The sequence below is a fragment of the Paraliomyxa miuraensis genome (assembly GCF_026337845.1).
In the GTDB taxonomy this organism is placed as follows: Bacteria; Myxococcota_A; Polyangia; order Nannocystales; family Nannocystaceae; genus Paraliomyxa; species Paraliomyxa miuraensis.
In genome coordinates, this window is record NZ_JAOVZF010000146.1 from 1 (window position 1) to 17719 (window position 17719).

12 protein-coding genes and 1 pseudogene are annotated in these 17719 nt (G+C 69.8%); 4 read left to right on the forward strand and 9 right to left on the reverse strand.

The annotated features are described in order from the left end of the window. A partial coding sequence (locus tag OEB96_RS12665; RefSeq protein ID WP_266215857.1) for a transposase occupies positions 1-333 on the reverse strand: 333 nt, incomplete at its 3' end. 531 nt (positions 334-864) lie between these two features. Here OEB96_RS12665 and mraY point away from each other — a divergent pair. Then, positions 865-1992, forward strand: a complete 1128-nt coding sequence (mraY, locus tag OEB96_RS12670; RefSeq protein ID WP_266215858.1) for a phospho-N-acetylmuramoyl-pentapeptide-transferase — start codon at positions 865-867, stop codon at positions 1990-1992. Beyond that, entirely contained in the window at positions 1989-3422 is a 1434-nt protein-coding gene (gene murD / locus OEB96_RS12675; RefSeq protein WP_266215860.1) for a UDP-N-acetylmuramoyl-L-alanine--D-glutamate ligase, read from the forward strand. Before mraY ends, murD begins: the two co-directional genes overlap by 4 nt. Positions 3423-3582: 160 nt before the next feature. Here the strand turns inward: murD and OEB96_RS12680 are convergent, their stop codons facing one another. The 6 genes from OEB96_RS12680 to OEB96_RS12705 form a co-directional block, all read right to left on the reverse strand. After that, positions 3583-4173, reverse strand: a complete 591-nt coding sequence (locus tag OEB96_RS12680) for a nucleotidyltransferase family protein (protein WP_266215861.1) — start codon at positions 4171-4173, stop codon at positions 3583-3585. Positions 4174-4177: 4 nt separating this feature from the next. After that, positions 4178-6037 carry a hypothetical protein gene (locus tag OEB96_RS12685; protein WP_266215862.1) on the reverse strand — a complete coding sequence of 620 codons (1860 nt, stop codon included), beginning with the start codon at positions 6035-6037 and terminating at the stop codon, positions 4178-4180. Between the two features lie 184 nt (positions 6038-6221). After that, positions 6222-6626, reverse strand: a complete 405-nt coding sequence (locus tag OEB96_RS12690) for a TerB family tellurite resistance protein (RefSeq protein ID WP_266215863.1) — start codon at positions 6624-6626, stop codon at positions 6222-6224. A 43-nt stretch (positions 6627-6669) separates the two neighbouring features. Beyond that, the gene (locus tag OEB96_RS12695) at positions 6670-7389 is read right to left on the reverse strand and encodes an MBL fold metallo-hydrolase (RefSeq protein ID WP_266215864.1); all 720 of its coding nucleotides are present in this window, start codon (positions 7387-7389) and stop codon (positions 6670-6672) included. Further along, on the reverse strand, positions 7386-8720 hold the full coding sequence (locus tag OEB96_RS12700; protein WP_266215865.1) for a choice-of-anchor V domain-containing protein: 1335 nt from the start codon (positions 8718-8720) through the stop codon (positions 7386-7388). The genes OEB96_RS12695 and OEB96_RS12700 overlap by 4 nt, the downstream gene beginning before the upstream one ends. Before the next feature lie 42 nt (positions 8721-8762). Further along, a complete protein-coding gene (locus OEB96_RS12705; RefSeq protein ID WP_266215866.1) occupies positions 8763-10043 on the reverse strand; it encodes a vWA domain-containing protein in 1281 nt (426 codons plus the stop codon). A 175-nt stretch (positions 10044-10218) separates the two neighbouring features. Here OEB96_RS12705 and OEB96_RS12710 point away from each other — a divergent pair, with 175 nt between their 5' ends. Beyond that, on the forward strand, positions 10219-12744 hold the full coding sequence (locus OEB96_RS12710) for a hypothetical protein (RefSeq protein WP_266215867.1): 2526 nt from the start codon (positions 10219-10221) through the stop codon (positions 12742-12744). Positions 12745-12941: 197 nt separating this feature from the next. Then, positions 12942-13550 (forward strand): annotated as a pseudogene (locus OEB96_RS46630) (sigma 54-interacting transcriptional regulator); the annotation flags it as partial. 324 nt (positions 13551-13874) lie between these two features. Here OEB96_RS46630 and OEB96_RS12720 read toward each other — a convergent pair. Next, positions 13875-15164, reverse strand: coding sequence for a pyridoxal phosphate-dependent aminotransferase (locus tag OEB96_RS12720; RefSeq protein ID WP_266215869.1), 1290 nt, complete (start codon positions 15162-15164; stop codon positions 13875-13877). A gap of 96 nt (positions 15165-15260) precedes the next feature. Continuing rightward, entirely contained in the window at positions 15261-17675 is a 2415-nt protein-coding gene (locus tag OEB96_RS12725) for a S46 family peptidase (protein WP_266215870.1), read from the reverse strand. Positions 17676-17719: the final 44 nt, after the last annotated feature.

The window sequence follows — 17719 nt, forward strand, 5'->3', positions numbered from 1 at the left end:
CGGTGCCGTTTCGGCGCCGTCGCAATCGAGCACCATCTGCCAACGCCGATCGAAGACCGCTGCTTCGACGGCCGCCGCATCCGAGACGCCACCGGCAGCCTGGAGGATCGTCACCATCGCCAGCAGTGCGGGCGGCACGGGCGGCTTGCCCTTGGGCGTGTCGGCATAGATCTCAGCGAGCTCGGCCTGGAAGTCCTCGGGGAACAGCTCGTGGCGGTGCCTTCGCAGGAAGGCGAAGAGCCGTCCCGTGCGCTTACACCGCGCACAGATCATCTCCTCCACCTTGGTCAGTTCGATCGCGGGGCTCCATCGGATGTTCTCGTGGCGGGGCATGACCCAACCACGAGATCATGATCGAGCCCCAGGGTCGATCCCCTTGGCGCTATCTGATCGCCGCTCTAGTTTAGGCCCCCCGCGGGCAGCGGTAGGCAAGCGAACAGCCAGCTTGCCCCCCAAGGGGGGCATTGGGGTGGCATTTCGGGGCGCTGTGCTCGGCTCGCCCGGCGGGCAGCGGTAGGCAAGCGAACAGCCAGCTTGCCCCCCAGGGGGGCATTGGGGAGGGCTTTCGGGGCGCGGTGCTGTGCTCGTCCGGCGGGCAGCGGTAGGCAAGCGAACAGCCAGCTTGCCCCCCAGGGGGGCATTGGGGAGGGCTTTCGGGGCGCTGTGCTGTGCTCGTCCGGCGGGCAGCGGTAGGCAAGCGAACAGCACAGCTTGCCACTCGCCCTGCGTAGGCATCGTCGGTGGTGCCAGTGGCGCGAATTCTTGCGTGGAAGGCCCGCCGTGTGCCAATCGTAGCGGTACGGGCATCGACCCCGCGTACGCCGCCAACGGCGCCCGGGAGCCACGAACCCCGAGGACACCGGCGTGCTGTACACCCTGCTCTACCCGCTCAGTGCCCAGTACGCGTGGCTCTCGTGGCTCAACGTGCTGCGCTACACGTCCACGCGCATCATCGCGGCCACCCTCACCGCGCTCGTCCTGTCGCTGGTCCTCTACCCCTGGTTCATCCGCACGCTCCAGCGGATCCAGCTCGGGCAGGTGGTGCGCGACGACGGCCCGGAGTCGCACCTGTCCAAGCGAGGCACGCCCACCATGGGCGGCAGCCTGATCCTGTTCACGCTCATCATCCCCACGCTCCTGTGGGCCGACATGCGCAACCCCTACATCCTGCTGGTCAGCCTCACCACGGCCGGCTTCGGGGTGATCGGGTTCCTCGACGACTTCCTCAAGATCCGACGCAAGAGCTCGGGCGGCCTGCCGGGCAAGCTCAAGTTCCTGGGCCAGGTGGTGATCTCGGCCGCGGTCTCCTACTGGCTGTTCGAGCAATCGGCGGTGGTCCCCGAGGACATCCGCTATCGGGTGCAGGTCCCCTTGCTCGACTTCTACAGCGACAGCTACCGCCTGAGCCTCTCCCCGGTGATCTACGTGGTGTTCGCGGTGTTCGTGATCACCGGGTTCTCCAATGCGGTCAACCTGACCGACGGCCTCGACGGGCTGGCCATTGGACCGGTGATCATCTCGGCCGCCACCTTCCTCGTGCTGACCTATGCAGCCGGTACCCTCATTGCGGGCTTCGACATCGCGACCTACCTCCGCATCCCCCACCTGCCCATGGTCGGGGAGCTGGCGATCTACTGCGGGGCCATGATCGGGGCCGGGATCGGCTTCCTCTGGTACAACACCTACCCCGCCAGTGTGTTCATGGGCGACGTGGGCTCCCTTCCCCTGGGCGCCGGCCTGGGGTTCCTGGCGGTGGCGTCCAAGAACGAGTTCACCCTGGTGATCGTGGGCGGTATCTTCGTGCTCGAGACGGTCAGCGTGATCGTGCAGGTGGTCTCGTTCAAGCTCACGGGCAAGCGAGTGTTCAAGATGGCTCCCATCCATCACCACTTCGAGCTCAAGGGCTGGGCCGAGCCCAAGGTGATCGTCCGCTTCTGGATCATCAGCTTCATGCTGGCGCTGGTGGCAGTGGCTACCCTCAAGCTGCGATGAGCACGACGAGCGACCATCCCACGCCCGGACCGCAGGCACGGGCTCCCTGGAACCACGCCCTCGTGATCGGGCTGGGCCGTAGCGGCCTGGCGGCCGTGGACCTGCTCGTCGGACTGGGCGTCCGGGTTCGTGGTTACGACGCGCGCGAGTCCATCGAGGGGCTGCCGGTCGACCTATCGACCTTCCTCGGCATGCCGCAGCCGCCCGATGCCGCGTTCGAGGGCATCGATCTGCTGGTCCTCAGCCCGGGGGTGCCACCGCAAGAGATCCGCCGTCGGGCCGAGCGCCTGGCGCCCTCGGCGGCAATCCATGGCGAGCTGAGCCTGGCGATGCACCTGGTGTGCTTTGGGGGGCAGCCGCAGTGGCCGGCCGTGCCCACGGTGCTGGTGACCGGGACCAATGGCAAGAGCACCGTCACCGCGCTCACGGGGGCGCTGCTCCAGGCCGATGGCCGGCATCCGTTCGTGGGGGGCAACCTCGGCGTGCCGCTGTGCGAGCGCCTGCTCGAGACCCTGCGGGGGGCCCAGTGGATCGACTCGTTGGTGCTCGAGTGCTCGAGCTACCAGCTCGAGACCCTGCCCCCGGTGCCCACCGACGTGGCGATGATCATCAACGTCACGCCCGACCACCTCGACCGCTACGCCTCGATGGAGGAGTACGCCCGCACCAAGGCGCGCATCTTCGGGGGGCTGGGGGCCACGGGACTCGCGTTGCTCGACGCCGACGACGAGTGGACCGATCGCCTGGCCCCTCCCGAGGGCTCGGGCCAGCCATCCGAGATCCCCACCGGCGCCTGGGTGGCGCGGGTGGGCGACCCCAAGACGGCCGTGGTCGAGGACGATGGCGCGGCCCAGCAGCTGGTGCTCTACCAGGCCGAGAAGTATCCGCGGTCGAGCCTGCGGATCGCCGGGGGACACAACGCTCGCAATGCGCTGTTCGCCCTGCTGGCCGCGCGGCACCTGGGGGTGTCGGCCGAGGCGTGCCAGCGGGGGCTCGAGCGATTCGAGGGACTGCCGCATCGGATGGTGCGGGTTCGCGAGCTCGATGGCGTGGTCTACTACGACGATTCCAAGGCCACCAACGTCACCAGCGCGCTGGCGGGGCTGCGAGGGCTCGAGCGGCCGTTCGTGCTGATCGCGGGCGGGCTCTCGAAGGGGGACGACCTCACGCCGCTGCGCGAGGTGTTGGCCCGGCAGGGGCGAGGGCTGGTGGCCGTGGGCAAGGCGGCCGAAGAGTTCGCGGCGATGGCCGAGGGCGTGGTGCCGGTGGTGCGCGCGGGCCTGATGGACGATGCCGTGCCCAAGGCGCGCGCGCTGGCCAAGCACGGCGAGGCGGTGGTGCTGGCACCCGCGTGCGCGAGCTTCGATCAGTACAAGAGCTATGCGCAGCGCGGGGAGATGTTCACCGCAGCGGTGCTGGGGCTCGAGTGAATGATCAGGTCCGAACGACGCGCCGCGGACGGCAACGCCTTCAGCCCCGCCACCCCGTTGCCCGTGCCGTTGTCACCGAGCAAGAGCTGCAGCGGCCCGAGCCTCAGCTCGAGTTGCTGAAGCACTTGTATCGGCACGGTAGCCGATCGACGTGGCGGGTTCACGGCGGTAGTCGCTCCAGATCCTCGGGTGCATCCAAATTATCGAGCACGGCCGGGTCATCCACCTCGATCTGCTTTCGCCGCGCTGCGACATCGTGCTGAGCCAGCAAGGTTCGGGGCGTCTGTGGTGGTCGCAGCCGTACTAGCATCGGCACCACGTCGGCCGGGTACACGATCGGGTGCCCCCGCCGCTCCCCCAGCCGTGGCTGCCAGATCGCGTCGGGCTCCGCTGCCACCGCCTTGGCCAACGCCCGCAGGGTCTGCTCTCGCAGGTGCGGCCTGTCGACGGTGAGCACCAACACCGGCGTCTTCACCCCCGCCTCGTCGAGCGCCCGCAGCCCCGTCTGCAGGCTCCCGAGCGGCCCATCCGCCCAGCGGTCGTTCCGGACCACCACCGCCCCCTCGCCGAGCTCACCCCGCGGCAGCACCACCGCCCCCTCCACCACCACCACCAGCCCCGCCCCCGCCGCCCGGGCCTGCTGGCACACGTGCCAAACGAAGGGCCGGCCCCGCCACCGAAGCAGCGCCTTGGGCCGGCCCATGCGGGTCGAGGCCCCGGCGGCGAGCACCACCGCGGCCAGACCGCTCACTTCATCACCCTGCCTTCTTGGCGGGAGCCTTCTTCTCGGATCGCTTGGACTCGTCCTTCTTGGGCGCCGCCTCGGCGATCGCGGTCTCGGGATCGTCGACGAATTCGTTGATCTCGCCCAGCGCCTTGACGGTGGCAGCCGGGGCGAACAGCGTGGCCTGCGGTACCACCAGGCCCACCGAGGCCTGCTCGGCCTCCACCTTCACCCCGAAGCCGGGCTCGCCGATCGACGAGAGCTTGGACAGGCGACCCATGTTGGTGCCGACCTGCTTCTGCACCGTCTTGTCGTCGGAGTCGTCGCGCACGAGGATCAGCCGGAAGCGGAAGTACTCGAGCGGGTCGCCGGCGATGCAGATCTGGCAGCCGCCCATGGACTTGCGCAGGCTCTCGAGGCCCGCGTGCTGGGCCAGGCTGCTCTTGCGAGGCTTGCCCAGGTTCTTGGCCACGTCGGTCACCAGGCCGCGTGCCCCGGCCCCGATCGCCATGATCGCGGTGCCCTGGTGCACGTAGGAGACGGCCTCGAGCGAGCCCTTGCTCAGGAACATCCGGGCCTTCTTCACGTCGCCCTGGAAGTCCTTGGGGATCTTGATCGTGAGGTGATCGGCCGCGCCGCCGGGCATCTTGAGACCGTCGAGCTCGAGCTTGGCCGAGAACGCGCCGTCCTTGTTCTTGCCCGCCATCGTGGCCTGGGCATCCACGCCCTCGCTGAGCACCTGATGCACGCCCTGCAGGGCGGCCTTGGTCTTGGCGTCGTCCTTGACGTCGGCTGCCATCACGAACGTGGCCTGACCCTTCTTGTCGAGGTAGAGCGCGAACGTCACGTCGCTGGCGACCTGGTCGAGCAACCCATGGGCGCTCTTCATCGCCTTCTCGACCATCGGCTTGACGGGATCGGGCACCTGACCCATGGGCACGCTGTCGACCAGCTTGTGCAGCAACGCGGGGTCGCCCCACGACAGCGTGGTCACGAACACCGGGTCGGCCGGCAGGCGCGACTCGAGGGCGGTGGCGGCGGCCCGTGGCTGACCGATGGGCCCCAGGCCCAGCTTGTGGAACGGCGCCTGGGCGTCCACCGCAGCCGTGAAGTCGCGGGTGGTGCCCAGATCGAGCGACATCCCCACCGACTCCAGCTCGCGCAGGATCTCGTCGAGGTCCCGCGCCAGCTTGCCACCCAGGGGCAGCTCCTCGAGCACGGCGGAGGGATCGATGTCGTCGGTCGGGATGTTGGTGGCGCGAACCCGCATGCGGGCGCCGGGCTTGGTCTGACCGCGCAGCTTGCCGGCCGTGTCGATGTCGGCCGTCGACATGCCCAGCAGGAGCTCCTTGCCCTGCTCGCGCATCAGCAGCCGGGTGGAATCGACCGCCAGCTCCCACATGCCCTCGCCCAGCGGCGCGGGGCGCTGGCTCTGGGGCATGTTCTCGATGAGCTTGCGTGCGTCGACCACCGCCACGCTCGCCGCCACGCTCGAGTCCTGGGGCCCACCGCCGCTGACGGGCGTGGACGTGGTGAACGCGTGCAGCCCGTTCAGATCGAGGTTGTTGAAGAACCCGGGGCCAAAGCCCATGCCCAAGAGGCCCGCCTGGATCTCCGCCTTGGGGTCCTGGGCCTCGTCGGGCATGTAGCTCTCGGAGAACTTCTTGAACGCGGCGAGCATGTCGTCGAGGCCCTCGATGCTGCCGGTCACCGTGATGCGCTCGACCGCGGGTGCGGGGCGCTGCGGTGCGGGCGCGTCGTCGACGGCCACCGCGGGCACGGGGGTCAGGGGCGGCTGGGTTTCCTCGTTGTTCTTCTTCTTGCCGCAGCTCGCGAGCGCGAGCGGTACGACCAGCGAAGCCATGAGCAATGCGCTTCGACGCGTGGACATGCGCGGGAGGATACACTCTCGTGACCCGCTGCCCAGCCGAGCACTCGCGGTGGTGTGGGTGCCCCTTCGCGGGGTGTCGCCCGGCGGCGCTGCCGGCCGCCGACATCTCGCGTCACGCGGCAGGGTCGGTGTTTCGGGGCCATGCGGACCGTCCATCGTGAGAAAACCGGCGCCGCGGACCCCACTATGGTTCGGCGAGCGCACGCGCCAGCGCCAGCGGGCTCGCGAGCGCGCGCAGCTCGGCCGGCGAGATGTCCAAGCCGCGGGCAATCTCGAGGAGCAGCGCCTCTTCGGCGGCCGGCACGACGCCGTCGGCGGTGGCGATCGCACAGGCGGCACGCACCACCGTGCGGCGGCCCTCCACATCGAGCTCTCGTCGTGCCTGCTCGATGAGCTCGGGCAGCGGCCTGGCATTGGCCAGGACCTCCGCGACGTCGTCCCGCACCTGCTGTTCGTCGGGCGTGCTGCCGGTCAGCCGCCCCACCGTCCACCGCAAGCGTGCGACCTCGTCCTCGTGGAGCGTGCCGTCGATCATGGCCACCCGGACCATGACGCGTCGCACCAACGAGTCCAACGCAGCGTCGACCACCACCAAGCCAGCATACCCCCTCGGGGGCCACGATGGGGCACGATCAGTGGGTCGAGGACGGCGTCCAGTCGGGTCGGGGCGGAAGCGGCGTGTCGGGCGTCCTTCCCTCCATGCGGTGCGCCACGAAGTCCTGCACCGTCCCGCGCTGGAGGAACGGGTTGTCGCGCAGCTGGGCGTCGATGGTCGAGGTGGGCGTGCTGCCGTAGTCGTGCCCCGGATACATGATGGTGTCGCCCGGGAGCGCGCTGACCAGCGTGCGCAGCGTGCCGAACATGACCCGGGGATCGCCACCGATGAAGTCGCAGCGCCCGCAGCCGTTCACGAACATCGTGTCGCCGGTCACGATCGAGCCGCGCAGCCGGTAGCTGGTCGAGCCGGGCGTGTGCCCCGGCGTGTGCATGAAGGTGACGTCGACGTGCTCGCCCACGCGCACCACGTCACCCGGACGGTTCTGCTGGAGGTTGTTGCAGCGAAACCCCGAGAACTCGACCTCTTCGCGCAGCATGTGCACGGGCACGTCGACGGTCTGCAGCAGGGCCTCGACCTGATCGACGTGATCGAAGTGGCTGTGGGTGCACAGGATCCGCGTGATGCGGACGTCGAGCCGCTCGGCCTCGCGCAGGATCGTGGCCGCATCCCAGGCCGGATCGACCACCGCACAGGTGCGCGAGGCCTTGTCCCCGATGAAGGTGATGAAGTTGTCCCACGGCCCCAGCGCCAGCTGGTGCACGAACGGGCCCTCGTTGGTCGCCCCGTCGTTCATCGGTCGTCCTCCGTGGTCGCCCTCGGCTCTCGGCGTCGCACGGCCCCGCCGATGACCAGGCCCAGCAGCCATGCCCACGCCGTTCCCGGATCACCGCCGTGGCGACAGCCGCAGCCGCCCGCGCCGGGGCCCTCGGTCTGTCCAGCGCCGGTTCCCGTGCCCGAGCCGCCGTCGTCGCCCGGGCCATCGTCGCCGGGGGTGCCGCTCTCGTCGAGCCCTTCGGGGCCGCTCCCGGCCCGGCACTCTCCGGCCTGGCACGTCAGTCCCTCGGGGCACGGCGAGTCCTCGTCGACCTCGCCGTCGCAGTCGTCGTCGAAGAAGTTGCACTCCTCGTCCCTGGGCTCTCCGGGGGTGCAGCCCTCGGGCTCGCAATTGATCGACTCGCGGCGGCACCAGCCCTCGCCGCACTGGGGGCGCACGCGCTCGTCCACGTCGGCATCGCAGTCGTCGTCGAATCCGTTGCAGACCTCCTCGGCGCCGGGGTTGATGGTGGGATCCTCGGGGCGGCAATCGCCGGGCTGCCCGGCCCAGCCAGGGGTGCCCACGCAGCCCATCATCATCTCGCCGCTCTCGTACTCGAGCTGGCCGTAGTAGCCGTCGCCGTCGCCGTCGGGGTAGAGATCCACCGGGATCGCATCCTCGTCGATCTCGTTGTCGCAATCGTCGTCGATCTGATTGCAGTACTCGGGCGCGCCCGGGTAGGTGTCGGCCCGGTTGTCGTCGCAGTCGTCGGGCAGCGGCGCGTAGCCATCGGGGGGCGCTCCGGCGCAGTGCACCCGCGGCAGGTTGGTGCGGCCGTAGCCGTCGCCGTCGAAGTCGCGATAGTAGGTCTGCGCCTCGCAGCCGTAGACGAAGTCGAACGCGCCCTCGTCGGTGAGGTCGCCCGAGGAGCCGTTGTTGCCGTTGGCCGCCACCGCCCACAGCTCGAAGCGCACCGCGCCCGGGGCCGCCGGGGCGGTCCAGTCGAACGAGAACTGCGCCTGACCGCCGGCCATCGCCCGGGGCTGCGTGTGGGTGAGCCCGGCCACCACCTCGGCCAGGCCCGAGCCGAGGCTTGCGTAGTCGCCCTCGTTGGACTGCAGGAACAGCCCCGCCTCGGCCGCGCCGGGCGACGAGATCGTCACCGTCACCTGCACCGTCTGGCCCGGGGACACGACTGCGGGATTGGTGGTGATGTCCATGCCCACGGTGCCCCCGCCATGACAACCACACCCGCTGCCGTTGACCCCACCCGAGTGGGCCCACGCCGAGCGGGGCATGCTTGCCGCGGCGAGGGAGCCGAGGCCGAGCGCGAGACCAAGCGCGAGATCGAGCGGGGAAGGACGACGCACGGGAGACCGGCCGGGAGTCTACATGGAGGGGCCCCTGCGGGGCTACCCGACGGGCGGCATGTTGCAGCCGTAGACGATGTCGATCCCCACCACCGATCCATCCTGGATCGCCTGGCACGCGGCCCCGTGGAAGATGATCGTGTTGGTGGTGGAGTCGTAGGTCCAGCCGTTGGCCGGGTCGTTGGGCACGCCGGCGGGATCGTCGTCGAAGAACACGTAGATCTCGTTGGCGTTGGGCGGGACCTCGGTGAGCTGGAAGGTGCACGAGGTCACCGACGAGGCGATGGCGGCCATGGCCATCTGCAGGTCCGCGGGCTGATCGGCGAAGTAGGGCTGCCCGGTGCCCCCCGCCATGGCGATCTGCTCGAGCTGCGAGAGGCTGGCCCCGCCCATGCCCACCGCGAACGTCTGCACGGGCACGGCCTGGTTCAGCAGGTTGGCGGCCCCGGCCGGCCCATTGACGCTGCCGGTGCACTCGCTGCTCTCGCCGCCATCGGTCAGCAAGAGCACCGCGTTGGTGCGCGTGGGATCCTGCAGGCTGGGCTCGCCCACCAGCGCGTCGAGCGACACGCCCGTGCTGGTCTCGGGGTTGCCGCTGTCGCACAGGTACCTGATCGTGCCGTCGGGGTTCATCGCCTGACCGTTGAGGCTGCCCTGTCCCGCCGTGTTGTCGAGGAAGCTCTGGATGAGGGGAGCGTTGACGGGGAGGATCGGCACCACGATGTCCCCGGGTGAGCACCCGCCGGGCAGGCACGACGAGTAGGTCGCCAGCCCGAAGTCGATGGCGTCGTTGAACTGGGTGGTCACCCCGAAGATGGCCTCGCGCGCCACCTCCCAGCGGTTCATGCCGGTGCCGGGCACGTCGCCGTCCATGCTGCCGCTGCGGTCGAGCAGGATGAGCAGGTTGGGCGGGACCTCGTCGAACGAGAACACGAAGCCCCCGCAGCCGCCCCCGATCGTGCACATGCCCTCCTCGCAGGTGAAGCCCTCGTCGCAGTCGTTGTCGAGCACGCAGTCGATGGGGCCGAGGCACTGCTTGGACATCGCACCGCAGTGCTGCCCAGCCGGGCAGTCGTCGTCGGTCTCACACGGCCCACCCCCGCCGGTGCCATCGGCCGTGCCGTCGACCGAGGCGGCCGAGGTCTCGGTGGGATCGCCGTCGGTGGCGGTGGCGGTGATCGTGATCCCGGTCAAGCTCGTCGGCCCCGAGTCATCGGCTCGCCCTCCGTCGCCGCCACACCCCAACAGCACCGACACCAACCCCGCACCGAGCACCAACCCCGTGCTCGGCATCGACCCGCGCCCGTCCGCGTTCCCATCCATGGCGTCGAGCATAGTCCAGTCCTGGCCCGAACCGGAGCCACCTTCGAGATCGACCAGACCATCCCGGCCAGGGGTGGGATTGGGGCACGATTCGAGCGCGATCGCGCCACCCATCGTCTTCACCGCGCTGTAACATCCCCCCAGCCCGTGGGCGCCTCGCCCCGATCGGAGCCTCATGAAGAAAGTCGTCCGCAACGAGGCCTACCAGGCATTCCTCGACGCTGCGCAGACGCTCGACCTGGGCACCCGCATCAAGGACGTTCGCGACCAGCCCCTGCGACCGGGAGGCCGGGTGATCGCCACCCTCTTCGAGCGCGTCAACGGCGGACGACCGCACCCACGGATCCGCTTTGCCTTTGCCGAGGTCGAGGATCCAGGGCCGTCGATCGCGTCGTTCGAGCCCGCCTCGCCACCGACCAGCGCCGCCGGGCTGCGCGAGGCGATCGCCAGCGCCCTCACCCTCCACGCCGACGTGCTCGCCACCCGCGATCTGGACCCGAAGAGCGCCCCGCCGGACAGCCCCTGCTACTGGCGCAACCGGATCCGCGTGCTTCGAACCGCCGCGCTGTTCACCCAGGTGCGCAGCCGCGTGGAGGCCTGGCTCGGGAGCGGCACCCTCCCGGCCTCCGAGCGTGCAGGCTGCTACCGCGCCGTGACCGAGCTCGAGGAGGAGGCCTACGCGGGCACGGTGGAGTTCGACGACGCCGACACCGGCACGTATCACAGCTTCGGACACGACGCTCCGTTCGTGCACTACCTCGAGCAGCTGCTGTCCTCGCTGCCCGCGGAGGGCAGCGAGGACATGGCGCTGCTGCACTCGGCCAACCGCGAGTCGGTCCGTCGCCAGCACCAGCAGACGCGGGCCCACCTCGACTGGCTCATGCGCAAGAAGTACGCCTACCACGGCATCGAGGAGACCGACATCGAGCGCTCGCTCGGTGGCTTCCTGATCGACGCCGAGAGCCGGCGGATCGTCTCCGAGGTCCCCGATTCCGACCCTCTCGCCCCGCACTACGAGCTGCTGCGCATCGCTCCGACCGCAAACCACTCCCATGCGGGCGCGTGGGTGTACCGCGACGCCGCGGGAGGGCTGCGGCTCCAGGACCACCAGCCGCTCGAGGTCGAGCCGGAGCTGCTACGCAGCGCTCCGCGCGAGCCCGAGCAGCTCACGTTCCGCCGCGCCCCCGACGACCCGCACCTGCGCAAGGGCATCCGCTTCGACTGGGACGAAGGGGGATTCGTCCAGCAGGGCGCGATCGACTGGGTGTCGTGGGCCGGTCACTGCGACGTCAAGGCGGTGCTGGAGCTGCTCGGGCTGACCTTGACCGGCGACCCCCCGCCTCGCGTGGAGGAGTACCGCGCGGACACGGGCCGCACCACGATCTACGATCGCGAGCTGCTGCTCGAGATGCTGGCCAGCGTGCTCGAGCTGGGCTCGAGCTACAGCCGTCTGGATGGCACCGGCCAGCGACGGCGGGGGTTCCGTCGCTTTGGTGGCTCGCGCAACGACAGTCGCCCCGATCGTCTGCAGTTCACCGGCCCCGGCCGCGGCAAGGGCTTTCGCTGGCCCATGGGAAGCCGTCGCGAGCTGATGCACGTGACCGCCATCGAGCTTCCCGACGGCCAGCGACCCGACATGGGCACCGCGTTCTTTCGGCACCTGCCCGAGCTCGAGACGGTGTCGTTCGCCAAGAATCCGCGCTACGTGACCACCGTGGAGGGCGACTACAACGTCATCGACGTCTCGGGCGCCCGCATCGAGGCCAAGATCAAGGTCGACGCCTTCGATCCCCACACCGGCTATCCCGTACAGCGCGACCAGACCACCGTGATCGACCTGCGACCGGGCGCGGATCCGGGACCGGAGGGGCGGTACTTCCTGGGCACGCACATGGACGATGCCGCGTCTCGCAAGCTGCTGCGCGTGTACTACGATCCGGCCGGCAATCGCATCGTGGCCGAGATGGATCGCTACACGCAGCGAGGCGACACGTGGGTCGCCTCGCGCGTGCCGAGCGAGGACATCGAGGTCCCGCTGCAGTCTCCGCTGCGCTGCACCCTCAGCCGCGAGATGAAGCGCGACGATCCCTCGCAGTTCACCGCGCTGCTGCACCTGGCCCTGCGTCAGGCTCACAACATCTGCGCCGACACCGACCAGGCCTCGGCCGTGTGGAACGGCGTGGTCACCCGCCTCCGCGTGACCAAGACCGGCGCCAATCCCGAGGCTCGCACCGAGCGCTGGCAGGTGGACGTCAAGGCGCGCTTCGGTGAGGCCACGCTCGACTACCTGGTGCGACGAGACGAGCGGGGCCAGCCACAGGCCTACTGCCCGGCGACGTCGGACCACCACTGGGGTCGCTGGCCCGACTTCCTGTGGCACGACGTGCCCGACGTGGGCAGCAAGGGCGTGGAGAACGGCGACTGGGTGGTCAACGACACCATGGTCGACCGCGAGCTGGTGACCATTCGCGTGGACGAGTCGGTCCCCAGCGGCTTCTACGTGTTCGACGACCACATCAAGAACGTGTTCGAGCTGCTGTTCTGCGGCCTGGCTGGATACACCCACACCGTGGTGCACAACGACAAGCGCCATGGATTCCGCTCGGTCGAGGCCTGGAACGCAGCCACGCGCGCCCTGGACCGGCTCCGCGCGGCCGTGAGCTTCGTGGACGGTCCGTCGCCGGCCTCCTCCGACGAGTAGGGATCCAGCGGGTCCTTCCCACGTCCATGTCCGATCGCTGCGCGGTCGGTGAGGTCTACCGAGAGTCGAACTTGGGGTGGCCAACCGGCGGACCGGGGTGGCCAACCGGTGGGCCATTGACCCGCCCGTGTTCGACGGATCGATGCGGGATCATTCGATCGCATGGTTGGCCCGCGTGTTGCTTCTGTCATGGCCTCATGTCCACCGCGATCACCGTTCTCGATCCCTTCGACGCATTCGTCACCCACGACCCGAGCATGCAGCAGGCCTTGGCTCGCATGCGTTCATGGTCCTCGAGCCCTCTGGGCGTGCTCCTCATGGGAGAATCCGGAGTTGGCAAGTCCTTGCTGGCCCGTCTGCTCCATCTTGCCTCGTGCTCGGCCCACGCGATCTTCCTCCCGTGTACCGCGGCCGAGCCCTCACCCCCGGCCAACCTGTGGGCCACCCTCGTAGAACAGGGAGGAACGCTGGTCCTCGATGATCTAGAGGACTGGTCCCTCGAAGACCAGGTCGCGCTCGAGCGCCGTCTGGCCGAGGCCTCGAATGGCTCGGTCCGGCTCATCGCAACGAGCCACGTCCCGGAGGCCGGCCTACGGCGAGAGGGTCGCCTGCACCCGGCGCTGGCCCAGCGATGGGCCGACCGGGTGCTCGAGGTGGTGCCGCTGCGGGACCGTCCCGACGATCTGCTGCCCCTGGTCGAGGTCATGCTCCACCGGGCCCGCCGATCGGCCGTGGACCTGGACGCCGAGGCCTTGCAAGCGCTGGCCAGCCACCCGTGGCCCGACAACGTTCGCGAGCTTCGCAAGGTGCTCGATGGCGCGCTGGTCCACGCCACGAGCGATCGCATCGAGCGGTGCCACCTGGCCCTCGATCCGCTGGCTCCGCCGTCGCTCGAGGCGCTGGCCGGGCGTCCGTTCTCCGCCATGCGGCGCGAGGTCGATGGATGGTATCTGCGCCAGCTCCTCCACCAGACCGGTGACAACCTCAGCGAGGCCGCCCGCCGGGCCGGCTGCTCGCGCAAGGTGCTGCGCGAGCGCCTGCGACGGCATGGCCTCTATCGCCAGGGCCACGGCATGGTGATCCCCGTCTCGCTCCAGGCCGCCTCGGCCAGGACCTCACCGACCTCCGAGTCAGTCGCTCGCCCATTCGACCATGCGATCGATCGCCTTGGTCACTTTGGCACAATGGCGGCGGAGGAACGCGTCGTCGAGTGGGGCGTCCTTGCCCAGCGCCGCAACGGCGTGCAGCGCCGCCTCCCCGTCGAAGTCCACGTAGGCCAGGCGCGCCGTCAGCTCGCGTACGTCGCGACCAAAGCAGCTTCCGGGCAGGATCGCCACGCCGGTGTCCTCGAGCAGCCGCTCGCACAGCCCCACGCTGTCGTCGATGCCCCGGGCGGCAAGCGCCGACGCGCGCGTGCTGAAGTCGGGAAACAGGTAGAAGCCTCCCGACGGCTTGCAGCAGCGTAGGCCGCCTTCCGTCAGTCGACGGTGGCACCAGCGACCCAGCGCCCCCAGCACGCGTCGCGAGCGTTGGAGGTACTCCTCGATCTCCTCCCCGCCGCGGAACGCCGTGACCGCCGCGTGCTGGATGGGCGCGCTGGTCGACGTGAAGGTCTCGCTGGCCGCTGCGGCCATCGCGTCGAGCAACCACCGCATGGTCGGCGGGAACAAGAACGTCCCCAGCCGCCAGCCCCCGGCTCCGCACCACTTGGAGAGTCCTGCGCTTATGATCGTGCCCTCGGGATAGAAGCGAGCGATCGACACGTGCTGTCCCTTGTGGTGCACCTCCCCGTAGATCTCGTCGGACAGCATCACCACGCGGTGCTGCGCTGCCACCCGGGCCAGGGCGCGCAGCTCGTCCACGCGAAAGGTCGCCCCGGTTGGATTGGAGGGATAGTTGAGGATCAAGATCCGTGGGCGCCCCGGATCCTCCTCGCACAGGGCGGCGAGCTGCTCGGGGCTCAGGCGCCAGTCGTCCTCTTGCCGCGTGGAGACCAGGCGCACCTGCCGGCCGATGATGCGGGCCTGCGGGGCATACGAGACCCATGCCGGCGTGGGAATGACGAGGTCTCCGTAGAACACCAGCTGCAACAGGAACATCAGCTCCTTGCTCCCGGGTCCGATGAGCACGTCCTCTCCGGTGCGCACCAGGCCGTTGGATCGGGAGTGGTAGTCGGCCACGGCGTCGCGCAGCGCGGCGAGGCCCTTGACCGGCAGGTAGTCCTTCTCGTGGGCGTTGCGGCGTAGCGCCTCGACCACCGGCTCCGGTACCGGGAACGGCGACTGTCCGAGCCCGAGCTTGAGCACCTCGCGCCCCTGGGCGATGAGCGAGTTGCTGCGCTCGTTGATCGCCACCGTCGCCGATGCCTGCATCCCGCGGACGTTGAGGTTCAGGTTGATCTGGGGCGTGGTCCGAGCCATGCGCCCCAATCATAGACCATCGTCCGGCGTATGCGCGTATCGCGCAATTGCCGTCTCGGCGGCTACGGAGGCACGTCGAGAGGCGATCGCGGCGATTCAGCCGCGTGGGCCGCGGCGTCGTACGCCCATCAAGAGCAGCCCGCCGAGCCAGGACCAGCCAGCGTGCTCCGATGGCCCACCGCTGCTGCACGCACAACCGCCCCCGGATGTGCCGCTTCGTGCGGTCTCGAGGGGCTTGGTCTGGTCGAGCGGCGTACCGACCAGGCCTTCGCCTTCGTCGCGGGCGCTGGGGGTCGCGTGACCGCTGTTGCCCATGGCCCCTCGCGCCGAGTCGCTGGCCGAGCGAGGCGGAGCGTCGCGCAGGTGAGCCACACCGAGCTCCTCGAGCAACGGACCCGCGTCGGTCACCTCGTCGAGCACCCACAGCAGGTAGCGAACGTCGACGATGATGTTGCGCGAGCGTGCCTGGTTCCAGCCCACGTCGCCCGCGATGTTCTCCCACACGCGATCGAAGTTCAGACCGATGAAGCGACCCTGGCCATCGATCACCGGGCTGCCCGAGTTGCCCCCGGTGGTGTCGCCGTTGGCGAGGAACGCCACGGGTACGTCGCCCAGCGCGGGGTCGGACCAGTAGCTCTGCGCGGCCGAGGGAGCCGCGTTGCGCACCGCCTCGGCCAGGTCGAACGGCTCCTGCCCCGTGTGCTTGGCTACCTGACCCGCCAGCACCGTCTGTGGGGTCGCGAGCATGCCGTCGCGCGGCGTGTAGCCCTGCACGGTGGCGTGAGAGAAGCGCAGCGTGCCGTTGGCATCGGGGTATACGGGCCCGCCGCGTACCGCCTCGAGCATCTCGAAGTAGCGCGGGCCCAGCACCAGCAGCTCGCCGCTGTCGCGATCCGACCGCTCCTCGTGCTGCTCGATCGCCTCGACCAGCTCGTGCGCCAGCACCAGCAGGGGGTCGCGGCTGGCGGCGAGCGCCTCGGCATCGGCGGCATCGAAGGCCGCCTTGGCGAACGCCTCTTCGGTCACCTTGGTCGCCCGCAGCACCCGCGGGACGTCGGCCACTCCGAAGCCGGTGAAGCGCAGCTCGGGAGGGAGGGCCTCGATGCGGCGAAACAGCGCGACCATCAGCGCCTCGTCCACGCCCGCGTCGTAGTCGTGCAGGCGTCCGTTCTGGCGCGACCACAGCCGCTCGGCGCCGCGCTCCTGGTAGGGACCGCGGCGCTCGAGATCGGGCTTGGCCTGCTCCCTGGCGCGCCGCACCAGGTCGATCGCCACCGCCAGCGCATTGGCCCCGCCGCCGAGGTTCTCGATCAGGAAGTCGCGCTCGAATCCCGCGTGGCGCCGCTCGCTGAGCGCGTTCAGGCCCTCGAGCACCCCCGCATGCCGGGCCTGGACGTCGGGCGGCTGCCCGGCCAGCCAGACCGCCATCGCCTCGTCCTCGGCCTGGCGCCGGGCCAGCAGGCCATTGCGGTGGATCCCCTCGATCATGCCGCGCGAGTTCTTGTGGCGGTTTTGCAGGCCACGCAGCTTGGCCGCCACCTTGATGCGCACGGCGGGATCGGCCTGGCCCAGGCGCTCGAGCAGCTCGATCCACTCGCCGTAGAGCGACACGCGAGCGGGCAGGAATTGCTCGAGCTTGCGCCGAAGCTCCACCGCCGGCAGGTAGCGCTCGGTCTTGCCCGGATAGCCCAGGATCGCCACGAAGTCGCCCGGGCCCACGCCCTCGGTGCCGAGCTCGAAGTGACGCTCGGGCACGTAGGGCACGTTGTCCTCGGCGTACGCGGCCGGCTTGCCATCGGGGCCCACGTAGGCGCGCAGCATGGAGAAGTCGCCGGTGTGGCGCGGCCACATCCAGTTGTCGACCTCGCCCCCGTAGTTGCCGATCGACGACGGCGGCGCGTAGACCAGGCGCACGTCGAGCAGCTCGAGGTAGCGCAGCAGCTGGACCTCGTGACCGTTGTAGAACTCGGCCACCTGGCAGTGGTGGCCGGGGTGCTCCTGCTCGCATGTGGCCACCATCGTGGAGCCGGCCTGCTCGAACGCGCGAGCGCGGCGGGCCGGATCGGGCTCGGCCTCGGCGACCTTCCGCATCGACTCCGTCACGTCGTCGATCGACACGAGCACCTTGACCGTGCTGCCGCGCGCGGGCAGCTCGTCGGCCAGCGTGGCGGCCACGAAGCCATCGCGCAGGTAGTCGTGCTCGACCGAGCTGTTGGACTGGATGGCCCCGTAGGCGCAGTGGTGATTGGTGGCCAGCAGGCCCTTGTTGGACAGGAACCCCGCCGAGCAGCCCGAGAGGTTCACGACCGCGCGCATCAGCCCGCCATCGCTCGGGTTCCACAGCTCGCTGGGTGACAGGCGCAGGCCCGCCTGCTTCAGCTCGGCCTGCGGCAGCTCGGCGAGCTGCTTGGGCATCCACTGGCCCTCGTCGGCATGCCCGGGCTGGCCGATGCCCACGCCGAGGAGCACGAAGGCACCGAGCCAGGTGCGGCGCCGGCCCGGGCCGCGCACGGGTGCACGGCCGGCGGAGCGAACGCGACGACGGGATGGTCTCG